Here is a 17550-nt window from a genome sequence, read left to right as displayed (position 1 = left end):
GGGTGGTTGGAATTCGTCGGTGTCTGTGATTTGCCGTTGCGGGACATCCAGATGACCGAATGCGTGGAATCGGCCCACGATCCGGTGGTGGTTCCGGTTTCGGTGAGGTTCGTGGCGTATGCGGATTCCATCGGATTGACGTTTTTCGTTGGATTGGTGGTGCTCATGCCAGCACCTCCATGATCAGGGGGAGGTCGTTGAGGTCTCCCACGGTTGCCAGGGTGAAGTCGGAATAGCGTTTGATGGCGCGGGGCTGGTCGGTCGCGGCCTGCAGCACCACGCAGGTCGCGGAACGGGGCAGTGCGAGCGCCATGCGTTTGATGGAGTCGATGTCCTTGTTCCGGCCGACGGTGAAGAAGTAGAAGGTCGAGTCCGGGGCGTTCGCAAGCGTTTCCTGGGCGAGGTTGGGATTGTCGTCGGGGTTCGGTTCGATGGCGCTGCATCCGTCGAGGAATTCCGTGGTGTTGCGCGGCTTGGCATGCTCGGTTCCGGCCTGTGTGCTTACGGGACGGTGCTGTTGCAGGCATCGCACGCCGATGGAGGCGTGGATGGACACGGCCAGTTCGAATTCCCGGGCGTCCGTGTAATCGTCCGGATTGACGCTGATGGTCAGGGCGGTGTCGGTGCGGCGTGTGGCTTCGTATTGGCGGATCATCAGCGAGCCGGTTTTCGCGGAGCTGAGCCAGTGCACGTTGCGCACGTCGTCGCCGGGTTCGTATTCGCGCAGTCCGTAGAAGTCGAGGTCGTCGTCCACGATTTCGCCGCTCGGCTGTCCTTCCAGGTCGCGTGGGATGCCGGCGTTTAGGGTGTTGAGCATGATGGTCTGCGGATGGATGAACACGTTGATCTGGTCGACGAGTTTCTTTTCGTGACGGATCAGTCCGAACGGGTCGCCTTTGCGGATCGACAGGGGACCGATGGGCAGTACGGCGCGGGAGATGGCGGTGAATTCCACGTTCGTCTGACGTGATTGGCCGGCGGAAAGTGGTGGGATGGCGAACCGTTCGTGGTCGTCTCCGATGGGCAGGTCGCCGCGCGCCGAGGCTGTGGGGGTGCGTCCCGGATTGTCCACGTGGACTTCGACCCGCACGGTGTCCGATACGGTGACTCGTTTTTCGGACACGTCGATGGTCGCCTTGAACGATGTGTTGCCGAGCGAGAGGATGACCGCGGCGGCCAGCATGGTGGTGAACACCGCGGCCATGGCCAGCAGTTCGTGCCATCCGAGAAGGCCGAATGCCACGAGCGCGGCGATGGCGAGCGCCATCACGGCCCATCCGAGCGGGGAGACGTATGAGGTGGCCAGCCGTTTGATGCGATGCATGATGCGGTGCAGCGACCGTTTGAGGGTTCGTCTGCGTTGCATTGTCTGCGATTGCCGCATTCCTTGACCTTTCAGGTTGTGTGGGAGCGTATGCCGGGTTTCGGCTGAGGAATGGCCGGTTTCGGCCATAGGATGGCTGGATTCAGATGTTTGCGCCCAGCGTCGGGATGGGGACTTCCTCAAGGGTCTGCTCGATCATCTGCTCGGGTGTCGTTCCCGCGAAGGTGGCTTCGGCGGTGAGGGTGATGCGGTGTGCCAGGACGGGCACGGCGAGGTCTTTGACGTCGTCCGGCACCACGTAGCCGCGGTTGTCGGAGGCGGCCCATACGCGTGCGCAGCGGGTCAGCGCGAGCGCGCCTCGCATGGAGGATCCGACTTGGATGCGTTCGTTGTGCCGGGTGCTTTCCACCAATCGCACGATGTATTCGAGGATGGTGTCGTCGAGATGCACGTTTTTGCTGATCTCGCGCATGCGCAGTACGTCGTCGCCGCTGAGCACCGGGGACACGGTGGAGGCGCGGTCGGTGACGTTGACCTGTTTCAGGATGTCGACGCTCGCGTCATGGTCTGGGTATCCGATGGTGGTTTTGATGAGGAAACGGTCCATCTGCGCTTCCGGAAGCTTGTAGGTGCCGAGTTGCTCGATCGGGTTCTGGGTGGCGATGACCATGAACGGCTGGGGTGTTTCATGGGTGACGCCGTCGACGGTGACTTTCTGCTCCTCCATGACTTCGAGCAGTGCGGACTGGGTTTTCGGCGAGGCGCGGTTGATTTCGTCGGCGAGCACGATGGACGCGAAGATCGGTCCTTCGCGGTATTCGAATTCGCCTGTCTTCTGGTCGTAGAAGGTGACGCCGACCACGTCGGACGGGAGCAGGTCCGGGGTGAATTGGATGCGTTTGAAGGGTATGGCGATGGAGTTGGCGAGGCCTCGGGCCAGCTGGGTTTTGCCGGTTCCCGGGTTGTCTTCGAGCAGGATGTGGCCTCCGACCACCATGGCGGTGGCGCATTGGCGGATCGGCTTCTCCTTGCCGACCACGACCTTGGAGACGTTGTCGACGAGTCTGGAGAACTTCTCATGGAATTCGGCGATGTCCTCGTTTGGTGTGGGCATCATGGCCGTGCTGATGGATGGTTTTCCTCTGAGCGGTGAGTTTCCGGTTTGGCGTGGTGGCTGCTGGCGTGGAGTGGCCGGAATCGTCGGCCGCGTCGGAACCGTCTGATCGGCGGGAAAGACCGGGGAGGTCGGGGAGATGGAAGAAATAGGGGTCTGTCGCGTGGCTTGCCTGGATGGCACGGCCGGCGTGAACTGCCGGCGCGCATCGTTCGCAGATGGCGTCACAGGTTCTGCGGCGATCGGGTTTTGGGCGTTGTGCGCGCTCAGTATGGTGCTTTCCGGGTCTTCGTCATCCTGTGGAATGCGTGGCAGGCTGGGGGTGGGGAACGTCGTTCGTTGTTGCGGTTGCCGCGTCGGCATGGAGGGTTGGGAGGGGACTCGCGGATTGTGCCCGATGGAACCCAGCTGGGTGGTGTCGTCGAATTCGTCGCTCATGGGGTGCTCCTTGTTGTTGTGCTGCGTATGTGAATGCTTGGTTGCTGTGATTTGCGGATTGTTGCGATTGCTGGCCTCAGCGTCCCGCGTAGTACGCGAGGCCCTTGGACCATACGGGTTCGGAGCCGCGCCATGCCGCCTGTGTGTTCAGGGATTGCGTTCCGGCGTTGTTCTCGCCCGTTGATGGCGGAGGGTCGGTTTTTCTGGTTCCGTTGATGCCCTGCCGCTCATCGGAGTCGGAATTCAGTTTCGGTTCCCCCGCCGTGGATGTGATGCTGATTTTCCATGAATAGGAATCGGCGACATCCAGCTTGTCGTCGACATGGATGACGTTCGGCGGGGAGTCGATCTCATAGGAACGTCCTTTTTTGTCTTTGGGTGTGATGGTGAGCGTCGCCTTGTATGGTTGTCCGTACGCGTTGACCGCAAGCCCGCTGTAATGCAGGGTGTTCTTTTCATTGTCGTCCCACCAGAGATTCGGCATGGATGTGATTTCGGCCGCCTTTTTGTTGCCTACGGTGCCATCGGATCCGGTCGCGGGTTCACCGACATGATCGTGGTCTTGGAAATATTGGCGGACTTGAATCTTTCCGCAGCTTTGCCAGGGACTGATGCCGTATGAGAAGTGATTGTCCCTGCCGACGTCCTGTTCGGAACCGCCGTTCACTTGGACGAGGAAACCGCTGTATTTTCCAGTGCCCTTCCAGGAAGCCTCGCAGCCGTTCTGGCTCTTGTCAAGACGCAGCGTGACATCGGTCGGAGTGCCGGGTCTGACACTGGGTTTCAGCGAAGCCCCTTCCGCGGACAGGCTCCCGGACTTGTCCGTCCGCACGGTGATGGTCGGCTTGTACTCGCGGTAGTACCAGCCATCCTCCATGGCGAAGCTGTACGTATAGATATCGTTCCTCCCATAGGGGAGGTCTTTGGTCTTCCCCGCGAATCCCAAGGTGATAGTGCCATATCCGGAGTTACGCGCGTCCGCGAGCTGTCCGGTCACTATGATGTCCGTTCCCTGCTGCTGCGCCGAAACCGTCGGAGCGTCGGGCCTGCCCCACGGTTTGGCCGGGACGGAGGCTTCGGATGGCTGGCTCCAGCTCACCTTGTTGTGCGCTTTCACCGTCGCCGTGTATGAATCGCCGTCCGTGATCGCGTTGTTCTCGAAGACGAAGTCGATTCGGGTGGCGTCCGTCAGCTGCTTCGCGGGAGCGTTCCTGCCGGTCAAGGTCACTTCGTAGTTGTCGATGTCGGAGAAATCGCCGGTCGGCGCCTTCCAGGTGACGGTTATCGTGTTGCCGTTCGCTTCGGCCTTCACGTTGGTCGGCGCGGTCGGAATCTTGTCGGGCGTTCCGTCCACGGTGTTGGATTCCTTGGACCATCCGACCTCGTTCCTGGCCTTCACCTTGAACGAATAGGTCTTGCCGTTTTTCAACCCGTCGATGAGGCAGGAGGTCTTCTGCCCGCAGGATTTCTCCCCGGAACCGTCGCCGTTCCACGTCACCTGGTATTCGGTGATCGGACTGCCGTTCGTCGAGCCGGCGGTCCAGCTCAGGTCCACCGCGCCATCCTGTGGGCTTCCGGACACGGGGGACAGCAGGGGCGCGTCCGGCCTGTCCATCACCGAGACACTGATGGTGCCGGTCACTTCGCGTTCCTTCGTCCTGGTGGCGTCGCGCACGGTGACGACCACCTTGTTGGTGCTCGCGCCGATGTCGGAGGCCGCCTTGATGGATATCCTGCCGTTTGGTTGGCAGTCCACCGCCAGCTTCGAGGCGCCGTCGGACGTGCATCCGGTCACGGTCAGCGGGGTTTCGGGGAACGGATTGTACGCGTCGGACAGCAGATCCACCTCGCCTCCGGAACCAGCCTTGATCTTCACGGTCTTCTCGCCGATTCGGGCCAGCGGCCTGTTGGACGCGGTGACGTGCACGGTCACGCCGGCGTTCACGGTTCCCTTCGAATATTTGATGGCGATGGGCACGTTCAGCGTGGTCCCGGGTGCGGCCGTCTTCTCGGCGGATACGGTCAGCTTGCCCGCGGAGCTCACTTTGGCGTCCACGCTGTCGGAATCCGCGCCGCCGGAGTATGCGTACTGCCTCTCATCCTCGTATAGTCCGGACGGCGCATGGGTCAATGCCGTCAGATCGATGGTGGTGGCTTTTTCGCCGGCCACCACGTCGACGGTGGAGGAGGAGAACGTCGGCGGCGGCACCTCGCGTCCGATCACGGTGATGGGGAGCGTGAGCACGGCCGAATTGACGATTTTCACCTTGTCGTCCTTGCCTCGTTTGCCGTCCACCGCGGTGAAGGTGATGGAGGCTGGGCCCGCGTAGTCCTTCGGCGCGGTGAATTTCAGCGTCTGATCGTTGACGTACAGGTCGCCGTCGGCCGCTTTCGTGGCGCTCACCGAATCGGCTCCGTCCACGTATGCGGTCTTGCCCGCGCCCACGCGCACGTAGTCGGCGATGTTGATGGTGATGGATTCGCGCGCGTTCACCTTCAGCACGGGCGCCTTCGGACGCAAGGTCGGCGGGAACACGCCATACGCGGGCACCTGTATGAACGCGGTGGAGGTGATGCCGTACGTCGTGTTGGTGACGGTGTACGGCACGGCCCGCACCTCGTCGGTCAGATCCACGGTGATGGTGGTGGAGCCTTTTCCGCCCTTGACGCGAGCATGGTCGGCCGCGGAAGGGTCGACGCCCACCTCAAGCTCGTCGGCGGTGCCTGAAGGGTTGGCTATCCATTGCGAGACGTCCACGTCCACCGATTTCCTGTCGATGGTGGCGGATGCGGGGACACGGTAATCGTAGGCGGTCGGCGGGTCGATGGGCGCGTCGGCGTCGACGTTCACCGTCAAGGTGGCCGAATCGGACAGTCCGGCCTTGTCCTTGACGGTGTAGACCACGTAGTATGTGCCGTCCTGCCTCGGTGTGGTGAACGACAGCATGTTATCGACGACCTCGACGTCGTCGATGCCTTGCGATTGGACGTCCCTGGACACCGTCAGATCCGTGTTGTCGCCGGAGATGTCGTTCTGCGACACCGGCACGGTGGCCGCGATGTTCGGACGCAGCGTGATCTCGTCGTCGCGCGCGTACACGCCGGAATCGTTGCCGGATTTGAACACGCCCACGCGGATCTGCGCGGTGGCGCGCTGTCCCGTCCAATCCTCCACGGCGTAGGAGAAGGCGTCGGTGCCGGAGGAATCGGCGTATGCCTCATAGACGAGATAGGTGGCGCCCACTTCGGTGATGCGTCCGAGCTTCGGCGCCTTGTTGCCCAAGCCAAGCAGCTGCACGTCATCGCCATCCGGGTCGATGCCGGTGAGGGTGATCGGAATCCGCACCTTCCGTCCGGCCGCGACCTGCGCCTCGACGTCGGAAGGGGTTGGCGCGGCCTTGTTCGACGGGTCCTTACGATGCACGTTGATGGTGATGGTGGCGGAGGCCGCGTTGCCGAGATTGTCCTTCACCGTGTAGGTGACGGGGAAGGAGCCGGTCCGGTCGGTGGCCTGATAGCGCACCGTGTCGCCGGACACGAACACCAGTCCCCTGAACGTGCTCCTGTCATACTGCAGATTGTTCTGCAGGCTCACCGTTGTGCCGTCGGAGTAGGTGACATGGTCGATGACGTCCACGGAGACGACGCCGTCGGTGCGTACCGAAGCGGTGATGTTCTCCGCTTTCGGCGCCGAATTCGACGTGGTCAGCGCCGGCGGCTGCAATACGATGACGCCGGTCGACGATCCGGCCGCGTTGGCCACGGTGTACCTGATTCGCACCGGCTTGGTCGGCACCTGCCGTGCCGTGATGTAGACGCGCTTGTTGCTGACGATGCCGGTTTTGATGCCGTTTTGCGCGTCCGCGGCGACGTTGGTGACCGACAGCACGCCTCCCATCGGATCGACGTCATTGGTCAGCGGCTCCACAATCGCGGTGTTGTCCGCGCCGAGCAGCGCCACGTCGTTCGCCGCGACCGGCTTGGCCGCGTCGCCGGCCACCGCCTGCACCTCCACGCGCGCCAGACCGGTCGTCGGGATGGATCCCTGCGTGATGGTGTAGGGCACGTAGTAGGTGCCGGGATTCGACGCGCTGAACATGATCGACATGTCGGCGGCGTTCATGGTGACGGACGCGCCGGAAGGATTCTCCACCGAAATCAGCTGGGCGGGTTCGACGGAAGTGCCGTGCACGTATGGCTTGAGATCGATGGTGGTGTGGGTGTCGGGCGTGGTCTGTTTGACGACTGGGTCGATCACCGCGGCCATTGTGTTCGCCGGCTTCACCGAGAAATACAGCATGCCGGTGCAGGTCTGCTGGCCGTCTGAGACCAGGACTTCGACGGTCGCCCTGCCGGAAGACATCGAGCCGGCGTTGAACACCAGCTGGCCGTCGGCCCGCGTGGACACGGTCACCTGGTCGGTGTTCTGCGGCGTCGCCGAAACCAGGGTCAACGGATCGCCATCAGGGTCGGAGAAGCTGCCCAAGGCGTTGGTGGTGTACGTGGCTCCCTGCTCCACATCGATTTCCGGAGGAGTGTCGGTCTGTGCCGGTGCCTTGTCATCGTCGTCGGCCAGCGTGAGGGACACGGTGGCGCTGGACGTCTGTCCACGACCGTCGGAGATCTCATAGCTGAAGGAGACGTTGCCGGCGGTGGCCGCCGACGCGTCGAGCTGCAGATACCTGCCGTCGTATATGGGGGAGACGGTGATGTTGGCGCCGTCCGGGGCGCCCACCGAGGTGATACGCAGCACGGAGCAGTCGGTCTGCTCGTCGTTGCGCAGCACGTCCAGGATCTGCTCCGATCCCACGCGCGCGCCGAACGAATCGTCCTCGGCCTTGATCTGGCCCGATTGCGAGGAACAATTCTTGCTGAAGTTGCGCTGGTTGTTGGCGCTGTCGTTGTTCTGCTCCTGCTGTTTCGACTGCTTGGTCTCTATCTTGTTCCATTGGATTTTGATGACTTTGGTGGATTCCTGGGGATTCCACACATTGCCGTTGACCACGTCGTTGAGCACCACCAGACGATGGTTGGCGCGGAACACGAGCTGCGATGTGGCGTTGACATCCTCGAGCGATTCGAAACGCGCACCACCGTCACCAGCGGAGCACACCTTGACGTAGTTGTTGGCGTTCTGGGCCCATGCCGCGAACACGCAGCCATTGGTGGACACCGGCTGCGTGGTCTCGCCCTTGCCGCCATTGTGAAGCGTCGCGGCCTTCCTGCTGCGCAGATCGACCATGGCGATGCCGCGCGGCGTCGAAGCGGCCACCCAACCGTCCTGCCTGCCGTCCGTGGAGGGCGCCTGCAATGTCGTCTTGCCCCGCAAACCGATGTCCGCGCTGCCTTCCGGCCAGAAGATCCTGCCCTCGTTGGCCACGACCGGCGTCCCGCCGATCACAGTGAACGATTCGGCGTTGTCCACGCCCTTGATCGTGCCTTCCTTGCCGAGCGTGCCACGCGGCCCGTCGACGCTGAACACCGTTCCATCGGAAGGACGGTAGCCGTACACGGCACCATCGTGTGTCACCGCGATTCTGCCGCCCGACCCCAGTTTCATCTTCGGTGTGTCGGTGGTGGGATTCATCGATTTCACCTCGTCGGCCGGACCCACCCACACGTTGCCGGTCCTGGCATTGATGAATGCCGCGGTGTGACCGCCGATGACGGTTTCGATATCGGATTTGATGGTGGTGCCGCCGCTCTCGCTGACGGTGGATGCTTCGATGTTGCTGGCCTTCGTGCCTTCGGAGAGCACGGTGTCGCCGTCATGCTGGGCCACGTCGAACCGTGCGGCGGTGGAGGCGACGCCGGCGTTGACGTCCCTGTTTTTCACGTTGAAGCGGGCGGCCTTGCGGTCCTTGAGCGAGGTGATCCACACTGTGCCGTCGTCGAGCTGCACGTGCCGTTGCATCACCGAGCTGACGATGACGGCTCCTGCGACGATGCCGAGCAGCAGAAGCAGCATGACGATTGGTGTGATCCACTGGCGTCCGCCGGACGGACGCAGTCTGCGCAGCATTGATCCGAATCGCAGCCGTCGTTCGTACGACTGCGACGACTGGTTCTCGACGTTCCCATGCTTGCTCATATGCTGGCTCTTCCTCGGCTATGCTCGCGTTCCGCTTGGATGTTCGGCCGCCATGCGATTCACTGGTTGGCTACGCAGGATATCTCGGGTTTTTCGGACATCTGCCGGTTCGCCCGCACCAGACTGACCTGAATGCAGGTCTGCGCCCCATCGGAAGGGTCGATCTCGATATGCGTCGATTTTGTGACGGTGCCTTGCGAATTCGGGTCGCTGTCCGAATCGCCGACCGGCGACCATACGTACGAATCGCCTTGTTCCGGTGAGGGGTTGACCCACGTGAAGCTCACCTTGCCTCCGTCGGGAATGTAGGTTCCCGTAAGATCCCGCACGCTGGGCACGCCGCCCTCGGTGATGGCGGAATCGGGATCATCCCCGGCGGGGTCGCCGACGCCTCGGTTCCGCACCTGCGTGGTGCTGCCGTCGGAGGCCGTGTCCATGTTCGGCGCGACCACGAAGGCGAACGACAGAATCAGCGCGACGAGGGCCGCCGCCACGGACAGGCCGATCGCGACGGGCCTCACCCATGACGGGCGTCGCGTCGTCTGCGGTATGGCATTGCCGGAATCACGCCGGCGATGCGGGTGCCGCGGATAATTCGGCACTCCTTCGATGATGGTCTGCGTCATGTGGCCGTACAGCTCGTATTGCACGTTCTGCAAGGTCCGCGCGAATTCCAGCGCGGAGTAGAAACGATTCTCCGGCGTCTTGTCCAAGGCCTTGCGGAGCGCCCTCTCCACCTGCGGCGGAATGTCCGGCCGGTTGAACTTCGGCAGCGGATCGTTGAGAATGATGGTTTTGAGCCGTTCCGCGCGCTCCTTGCCTTTGGAATCCCCAAGCAGGTCGGCATAGAAATACTCGTAGGGCGACCGGCCCGTCAGCGTGGCGAACAGCGTGGCGCCCAGCGAATAGATGTCGGATGCCTCCTTGCCTCCGCCACCCTGGGCGAGCACTTCCGGCGCGGCCCAAGCGATGGTGAAGCCTATGCCGGGACGCCCATAGACGGATACGGCGATGCCGAAATCGGAGAGCAACGGCATGCCCTGCGCGCTGATGAGAATGTTGCTGGGCTTGATGTCACGATGGATGATGCCTCGGCGGTGCGCGGTGAACAGCGCGCTGGCCAGCCTGATGCCCAAGTCGAGCATCTGGTCCACGGTGAGCCTGTCGTGTTCGAGGAATGATTTGTAATTGCCGCCCGGCGCGTATTCGAACACGGTGTAGCCACTGCCCGTGGCGGTCACGCCGTTCGCATAGACGGTGAGAATGTTGGGATGCGAGGAGATCTGCCCCATGAGATCCGCTTCCGAGCGAAAACGTGTGACGGACTGCGAATCGAGCCGGCCCTTGCTGATTTTGATGGCCACCTGGCGGGACGGCGAAAGCTGCTGGTACAGGTACACGTCGGCTTCGGAGCCGGATCCCAAACGCCTGACGAGCGTGTAACCGGGAATTTGAGGGGGAACGCTCCTCGAGGCTTCCATGCTTCTTCCTTCTGTGGATTCCATTCGTCTTTGACGGCACGTGGCAAAACGAATCGGCCCTGCGATACTCTTCCACCCATGATATATGGAGACGCATACCCACAGTCCCCGCAAAGAAGATGACGACGTGCGGCACGATTCCGGCCGCGATGTCGGAGGATTCCGGCAAGACGGCGACAGGTTAGGATGGGAGTCATGATGGATTTGGATGATCTCGACGATGCGACACTGGTTGTGGGGGCACCCCGTAGCGGCAAGACCCGATACGCGCTCGACACGCTGATCGCCGCGATGCGCAGATACGGCGGAGAACGGGCCGTGATGACGGTGTCCGGCAGGCAGGTGGCCGACGTGCTGGGCGACGCCGTGATCCGTGAGCTGTCCGCGGTGTCGCAGGCCCGTCCGGTCACCACATTGCCGGCCGCCGCGTTCCGCATGATAACCGCCGTGTGCTCGCGTGCGGGCCAGCCGTTGCCGAAACTGCTCAACGGCGCCGAGCAGGATGTGATCATCCGCCGTGTGCTCGCTGCGCATACCGGGCACGTGGAGCGCGGCGACGAGTGCGACACCTGCGCGCTGCTGCGCACCTACTTCGCGGTGGCCGACTGGTCCGGCATGATCGCCGACGATTCCACCGACGCCTTCGCGAACCAGTTCAGAGACATGCTCGCCCGTATGAACGAGATCGGCGCGAAACCGGAACTCGAGGACGAGCTGATAGCCCGTGCCGCCAGCAGGGGAGAAGCGGCCGACGCGCATCGGGAACGGCTGCGCGTGCAATGGCGGCTCGCCTTCGCGCTGCGCGGCGAATACGACCAGGCCGTCAGGGACGCCTATCCGGACCAGTTCCGTCTCGACGCTTCACGACTCATGATCGATGCGGCCGCGGCCGTGAGCGAGGCGGAGGAGGAAGACCTGCCAAAGCTCGTCATCGTCGATGATTTCCAGGACGCCACGCTCGCGGGCTTCGATTTCCTGTCGGCGCTGCATGGCCGTGGCGTGCGCCTGCTGCTCGTCGGCAATCCCGACGAGGCGGTGCAGACGTTCCGCGGATCATACCCGGAATACCTGTTCAACGCGGTCCGAACCCGATTGGGGGCGCGTCTGGTGCGCCTCGAACCGGACCATGCCGTCGACGGCACCGATCTCGGCGTGGTGGCGAGCCGTGTGAGCCTCACCATCGCCAGCACGGAGGAAACGGACGACGCGCTGCCGAAACGTCCCGGCAAAATGCCTCCGATCGAACCACCCAAGGAACGCGACGGAAGCCTGAACGCCGCGATGTACCGTTCCACGGTCGAAGAGCTCAACGACGTGACATGGCGGATCAAAACCGAACATCTCGAACATGGCCGCGACTGGAACGACATGGCCGTCATCGCCCACGACAACGCCACCGTGCGCGCATTCGGCGAACGACTGCGTTCCGACGGCGTGCCGGTGCGCTATTCGAGTGTGACGCGGCCGCTCAAGGACGAGCCGTTCGTACAGGGACTGTTCGCCATGATCGAACTGGCCGAATTGAAACGGCGGGGCGTCGCCGCTTCGTCCATGGGCATGCGTGAGGCCGGCGCGTACATCCGCTCCCGCGTGCGGCTGATCATGGATTCGCCGCTGATCACCACCGCCGGAGAACGTCCGGCACGTCTGTCCGTCGTGGAGTCGGCCATGAACGCGCTCGGATCGTTGGCTGCCGTGCTGGATGGCGGCTCCGACGCTTCAGACGACGGTTCAGAGGCCGATGCCGTAGCGTCCGTATCATCCGTGACGTCCGACAAGGCGCTGCTTCCACGGCTGATCTCCGATTGGAGCGATTACGTCGCCGGCTTCCGCACGGCGCGCGAATCGGCTCGGAACGCCGAACCGACCATGTCGTCGGTCATGACCAACGACAGTCTGATCGCGGGCGATGGCGCGGGTGATGGGAAGGGCGACGACACGGCCGAACCTCCCTTCGGCGTGGACGCGCTCTACATCCTGCTGCTGGAAGGGAACACGGCCCTCGTGCTCGACGCGATCGCCTCGGTATTGGGAAAGAAGGACCCGCAGTCCGTCGCCTTCGCGCATCTGTGGAAGGTACTGGACGACACCATGACGTCGCAGGCGCGTCTGACGTCCCGCGAACCGCAGTACATGCTCGATTGCGTCTGGCGGGCGTTCGGCAAAGCCACGACGTGGCAGAGGATGGCGCTGCGCAACAACGCGGAAGGCCGCGCCGCCAATGACCGGCTCGACGCGGCGATGCGCCTGTTCAGCTACGCGTCCGGCGGCGAGTCCGACGGCATGATGGCCGCGCGCACCATCGGCGCGTTCATCGAACAGGTCCGTTCGCTCACCATCGAAGCCGATTCCCTCGCCCACACCGCGCCGATCGACCAGGCCGTGACATTGACCACGCCGGCGGGCGCGGCCGGACGGCATTGGAAACTGGTGTTCATGCCGGCCGTGCAGCAGGGCCAATGGCCAAACCTCACCCCACGCAACACCCTGTTCGGCGGTGAGGAGCTTGCCGACGTCATGCTGCACGGCGGACTTTCCGAAGACATCGTCACATCGTCCGGCCGTGAGGACGCGCAGTTCGCGTCGGTGCTCGCCTCGGAACAGAAGAGCTTCCTCGTGGCGCTGACCCGCGCCGACGAGCGTGTGCAGGTGAGCGCCGTCCTGAACGACGACCATGTGCCGTCCGACTTCCTGTACGGCTATCTGCCGGAATGGTTCGACCGCGACCGTGATGCTGATCCGGAGAAGCGCGTGTACGCGATGGTCGGCGGAGCCGGCGATTACGCGGGACTCGAGACGGACCCGCGTGGCCTGGTCGCCGCCGCACGCGGCGCACTGGCATCCGCACCGGCCGGTTCGGACCAGGCTCGTGACGCGGCTGAAGCCTTGGCATTGCTGGCTTCACACGGTGTGGCCGCGGCCGACCCCGACCGCTGGCAGTTCGTTTCCGGCATGACCGTGCGATCGGAGCGGCCGGAAGAAACCTCCACGGAAAACCGGCCGTCCGATGTGGTTACCCTCTCGCCGTCCGCGGTGGACAGCCTGTGGGCCTGCCCGGTGTGCTGGATGCTGGAGAACCGCTTCGCAGGCCCCCGCATGGGCAGCGCGGCCACCGGATTCGGCTCGATCATCCATGCGGTCGCCCAGAAAGCCACCGAAGCCGGACTCGACCTGCCATCGAACCACACCGGAACGAGCGACGAGGACAACATCGAAAGCATCACCCAATGGATGCTCCGGCAATACGAGGGCATGCGCGCCGACCCCGACGCTATCGCCGACCCCGAGGAACGGTACAAGGCGCTCGGCAAGGACGCGAAGGCAGCCGACGCGCTACGCAACATCGCCACATACTTCGTCAGGTCAAACCACATGGAATACCCGGTCAAAAACAACGAGACCATCACCGTCGGCACATTGGAACGCGCCGAAGCGGAAAAGCAGTTCGCCGCACGGTTCGGATTCGACGACGTCCTCGCCGCGTACAACGCCATCGACGGCATCAGCCCGATCAGCCGCGGCGAACTCATCGCCATCATGGGAACGCTCGTCGGCGGATGGCCGGAAACCGGCATGAGCGAACGGCTCACCGTGCGCCTGTCCGGACGCATCGACCGACTCGAACACCGCCGCACCGCCGACGGCAAGGAGCAGGTGCGTCTGATCGACTACAAAACCGGGCAGACGCCGAACGGGCGCAACATCTTCAGCGACCTGCAGCTCGTCTGCTACCAGCTTGGCCTCGCCTTCCCGGAAAACGGCGGCGAACGCGGCGCACAGGCGGTCGCGGCCATGCCCGACATCACGCAAAGCGCGCTGTTCCACGTCATGGGCCACACATCGCCGGCGCCATACGGCGACTACGACGAGACATATCACCAGCAGGCGCTGTTCTCCGACGGAAGCATCAACGCCGGCGACTACGTACCCCGCAAATACGCGAAAACCCTCGACAAGGTCTTCATATCGGCCCTTGACGAAGCCGAACGGCCGGAACAGGTGAGCGAGGAGCATTGGAAGCAGCTGCTCGACCTGCGTCCGACCATGGCGGTGTGGTCGCTGTCCATGATCGCCCGCGTCTTCTACGCGGCCGCGGCCAGCCGCGCGACCCGCATCACCGCGCGACCCACCCCGGAACACGTCGGATACTGCCGATGCAAGGACGTCTGCCCGGCCTGCCAGGGAGAACAGAACACCATATTCGAAAGGACCGTGGCATGAGCGGGAACATGCGGACGAACAAAAGCGCTGCGATGGCGGCCAAACCGAAAATCACCGACAGTCCGGAACAGGCCGCCGTCATCCAAGCCCCATCCTACGAGGACGTCGTCGTCGTGGCGGGCGCCGGCTCCGGCAAAACCTACACCATGACCCGGCGCATCATCACCCTCATTGGACAGGGCGTCAGCCCGGAAAAAATCCTGGGACTGACCTTCACTCGCAAAGCCGCCTCGGAACTGCTGTCGCGAGTCTCCGCGGCCGTGGCGCGCAACCAGACGGAACAAGGCGGGCGCGACGGCCATAGCGTCGCGCGCGCGGCCTTCCTCAAGCCGGAAGTCTCCACATACGACGCGTTCTTCCAATCCATCGTGCGCCAATACGGACTGCTCGTCGGCTTCGACCAGAACACCCAGCCATTGAGCGAGGCGGGCGCGATGCAGCTCATCCACACCGTGCTCGACAAGCACATGGACCAGATCGCGTCCTTCAACGACGACGGCGACGGATTGGGCTCGTTCAGCACCATCGCAAGGAACGTGTACGCCCTGTCCAACGCCATCTCCGGCGCCATGATCGGCGGCGACTGCTCCAGCTTCGACGAGGCCGTGGCACGTGTGCGCGAATGGGACGAGGCGTTCGTGGCGCAGGTCGCCAAAGCGCTGGAAGACGAGGACGTGCCCACCGACGCACCGAAACCCGGCAAAGCGCCGAAACAGCGGAAGAAGGAATCCGACGCCGATTTCGAGGAACGCAAACGCGCGTATCGCGCCCAATGCCACCAACTATGCGTCCACAACGCCTCCCGATTGGCCGACGTGGCACGCGAACGCGACCTCCTGCTCGACCTCGTGGCCGACTACAACGCCGAAAAACACGCGCTCAACATGGCGGAATTCAGCGATTTCACCATCGCTGCATTCCAACTCGTCACCCGATTCCCCTCCATCGGCGCCACCTACCGCAAACGCTACACGCACGTGCTGCTCGACGAATACCAGGACACCTCCACCACACAGGCCGCCCTGCTGACCGCCCTGTTCCACGTGGACGACGCGCGCCGCAGCGCCATCAACGCCGTCGGCGACCCATTCCAATCGATCTACGCATGGCGAGGCGCCAGTCCGGGCGCGTTCCGCATGCTGCAACACGACCTCGGCCACGACGCAGCCGACAGACCATACGCGCTCACCGTCACCCGACGCAACTCGCGCATGGTGCTCGAAGCGGCCAACAACCTGACCAAACCACTGCGACTGCCCGCGAAACGCGCCGGCAGCTCGCTCATGCGCGAAGTGGACGTCCCCGCGCTCGCCAACACCGACACCGCCCCCGAAGGAACGCTCGGCGCGCTCGGATACGCCACACTCGGCCAGGAAATCGACGCCATAGTGCGCTTCGCCAAACACGCGATCGCCCTGCACACCCCAAGCGCGGACGACACAGCCGGTGGCAGGAAGGACAATCGCCCGCACGTGGTGATCCTGTTCAGATCCAAAGCGCAGATGCCCGCCTACGAGGACGCGCTCGAACAGGCCGGACTCACCACACTCGTCGTCGGACAGGCGGCACTGCTGGAACGGCCGGAAATCAAAGACATCATCGCACTGCTGCACGTGGTGTGCGACCACACCGACAGCGGCGCGCTCATGCGGCTGCTTGCCACGCCACGGTTCGCTCTCGGAGCTGACGACCTGCAGGCGCTCGCCGGCATCGCGGAACGACTCAACACCACGCAGCGCTACCGCGCACTCGTCGCGGCCGGCATCGTGGAGGAGAAGGCGGAACCGTCCGATGCGGACATTCGCGCCACCGTGCGCGCCTACCGAGACCAAGTTCCCAACGCCGTGTTCCTGATCGACGTGCTGCTGCGCGGCGACCTGCCGAAACTGATCGACGGCACGCTGAGCGAAACGGGCGCGGCCAGCGTGCTCCGCGCCGCCGACGTCATCCGACAGGTGCAACGCGCCGTCGGCCATCCGCTGCCCGAAGTGGTGCGCGCGGCCATCACCGCGCTCGACCTAGACATCGACCTGCTGCTTGCGGAGCGGATGCGGCATCCGCACGGCGAAGCCGACGAAAACGACGCCGTCAACGGACGGGATGCGTCACTCGCAACATCCCCGCTCGACGCGATGCTGTCCCTGGTGGACACGTATCTGCAGGAAATCGCCGCCCAAGGCGCGCCAAGCCTCCGCGCGTTCATGTCATGGGTGGATTCGCTGCGCGACGCGTCCGACGACAACGCCACCGCCCCCGACACCCCAGTCGACGTGATACTTATGACCGTGCACCAATCAAAAGGACTGGAATGGGACGCCGTGGCCGTGGTCGGCATGCGCGACGGCGTCTTCCCTTCCGAACAAGGCGACCGTCTGAACGTGACGATGGACGAGGACCATCCAGGCGGCATGAAGGACGGCGTGTGGGAACCGCCGGAATACCATGAGAAAGCCCACACATGGCTGGAGGACCCATCCGCGGTCCCGGTACCGGTGCGTGCCGACGCGGACATCCTGCCACGCTTCCCGCACGACGCGACCGTCGGCGGCGACCCGCTGGAGGCGCTCGCCGGATTGGACGATGCGGAACTCATCGACGACGAGGTGTTCGGCACTCTGCGGACCATGCCCATCGACGACATGGAAGGGGTGGACCCGTCGCAACTGTATCTGACGCAGCGGGAGGAGTACGGGCGCCGATTGCACGCCGACGAACGCCGTCTGGCCTATGTGGCGTTGACCCGCGCGCGTTACGAGGCGCTGCTCACCTACAGCGGCTGCAACGAGACGAGCCGCGATTCCCGTCTGGTGGAGGGGAAGAGGAAGAGCGAGCCGTCGAACTTCTGGCAGGAAGTGCGCGATTCGATGAACGGCATCGTTTC

The 17550-nt window shown here is 63.7% G+C and carries 6 protein-coding genes; 2 read left to right on the top strand and 4 right to left on the bottom strand.

The annotated features are described in order from the left end of the window. Positions 1–163 precede the first annotated feature (163 nt). From ACR0P8_RS06525 to ACR0P8_RS06510, 4 genes are all read right to left on the bottom strand, one after another. Complete coding sequence (locus ACR0P8_RS06525) at positions 164–1384, bottom strand: DUF58 domain-containing protein (protein ID WP_432624323.1); 1221 nt, start codon at positions 1382–1384, stop codon at positions 164–166. 82 nt (positions 1385–1466) lie between these two features. Next, the gene (locus tag ACR0P8_RS06520) at positions 1467–2876 is read right to left on the bottom strand and encodes an AAA family ATPase (RefSeq protein WP_432624322.1); all 1410 of its coding nucleotides are present in this window, start codon (positions 2874–2876) and stop codon (positions 1467–1469) included. A gap of 76 nt (positions 2877–2952) precedes the next feature. After that, positions 2953–8967: an Ig-like domain-containing protein gene (locus ACR0P8_RS06515; RefSeq protein WP_432624321.1), complete on the bottom strand. Its 6015-nt coding sequence runs from the start codon at positions 8965–8967 to the stop codon at positions 2953–2955. A gap of 59 nt (positions 8968–9026) precedes the next feature. After that, entirely contained in the window at positions 9027–10448 is a 1422-nt protein-coding gene (locus tag ACR0P8_RS06510; protein WP_432624320.1) for a serine/threonine-protein kinase, read from the bottom strand. 195 nt (positions 10449–10643) lie between these two features. Between ACR0P8_RS06510 and ACR0P8_RS06505 the strand changes: the two genes are divergently transcribed. Next, positions 10644–14669 carry a PD-(D/E)XK nuclease family protein gene (locus tag ACR0P8_RS06505; protein ID WP_432624319.1) on the top strand — a complete coding sequence of 1342 codons (4026 nt, stop codon included), beginning with the start codon at positions 10644–10646 and terminating at the stop codon, positions 14667–14669. 32 nt (positions 14670–14701) lie between these two features. Further along, positions 14702–17550: UvrD-helicase domain-containing protein (locus ACR0P8_RS06500; protein ID WP_432624324.1), on the top strand; the 2849-nt coding region annotated here is incomplete at its 3' end.

The organism is Bifidobacterium sp., from assembly GCF_050874245.1.
Lineage (GTDB): Bacteria > Actinomycetota > Actinomycetes > Actinomycetales > Bifidobacteriaceae > Bifidobacterium.
Note: the sequence above shows the minus strand (reverse complement) of the source record. Positions and strands in the feature narration are given on the sequence as shown.

Coding starts and splice junctions, on each gene's coding strand:
- ACR0P8_RS06505 (WP_432624319.1), top strand. CDS start 10,644: ATGATGGATTTGGATGATCTCGACGATGCGACACTGGTTGTGGGGGCA.
- ACR0P8_RS06525 (WP_432624323.1), bottom strand. CDS start 1,384: ATGCGGCAATCGCAGACAATGCAACGCAGACGAACCCTCAAACGGTCG.
- ACR0P8_RS06520 (WP_432624322.1), bottom strand. CDS start 2,876: ATGAGCGACGAATTCGACGACACCACCCAGCTGGGTTCCATCGGGCAC.
- ACR0P8_RS06515 (WP_432624321.1), bottom strand. CDS start 8,967: ATGAGCAAGCATGGGAACGTCGAGAACCAGTCGTCGCAGTCGTACGAA.
- ACR0P8_RS06510 (WP_432624320.1), bottom strand. CDS start 10,448: ATGGAAGCCTCGAGGAGCGTTCCCCCTCAAATTCCCGGTTACACGCTC.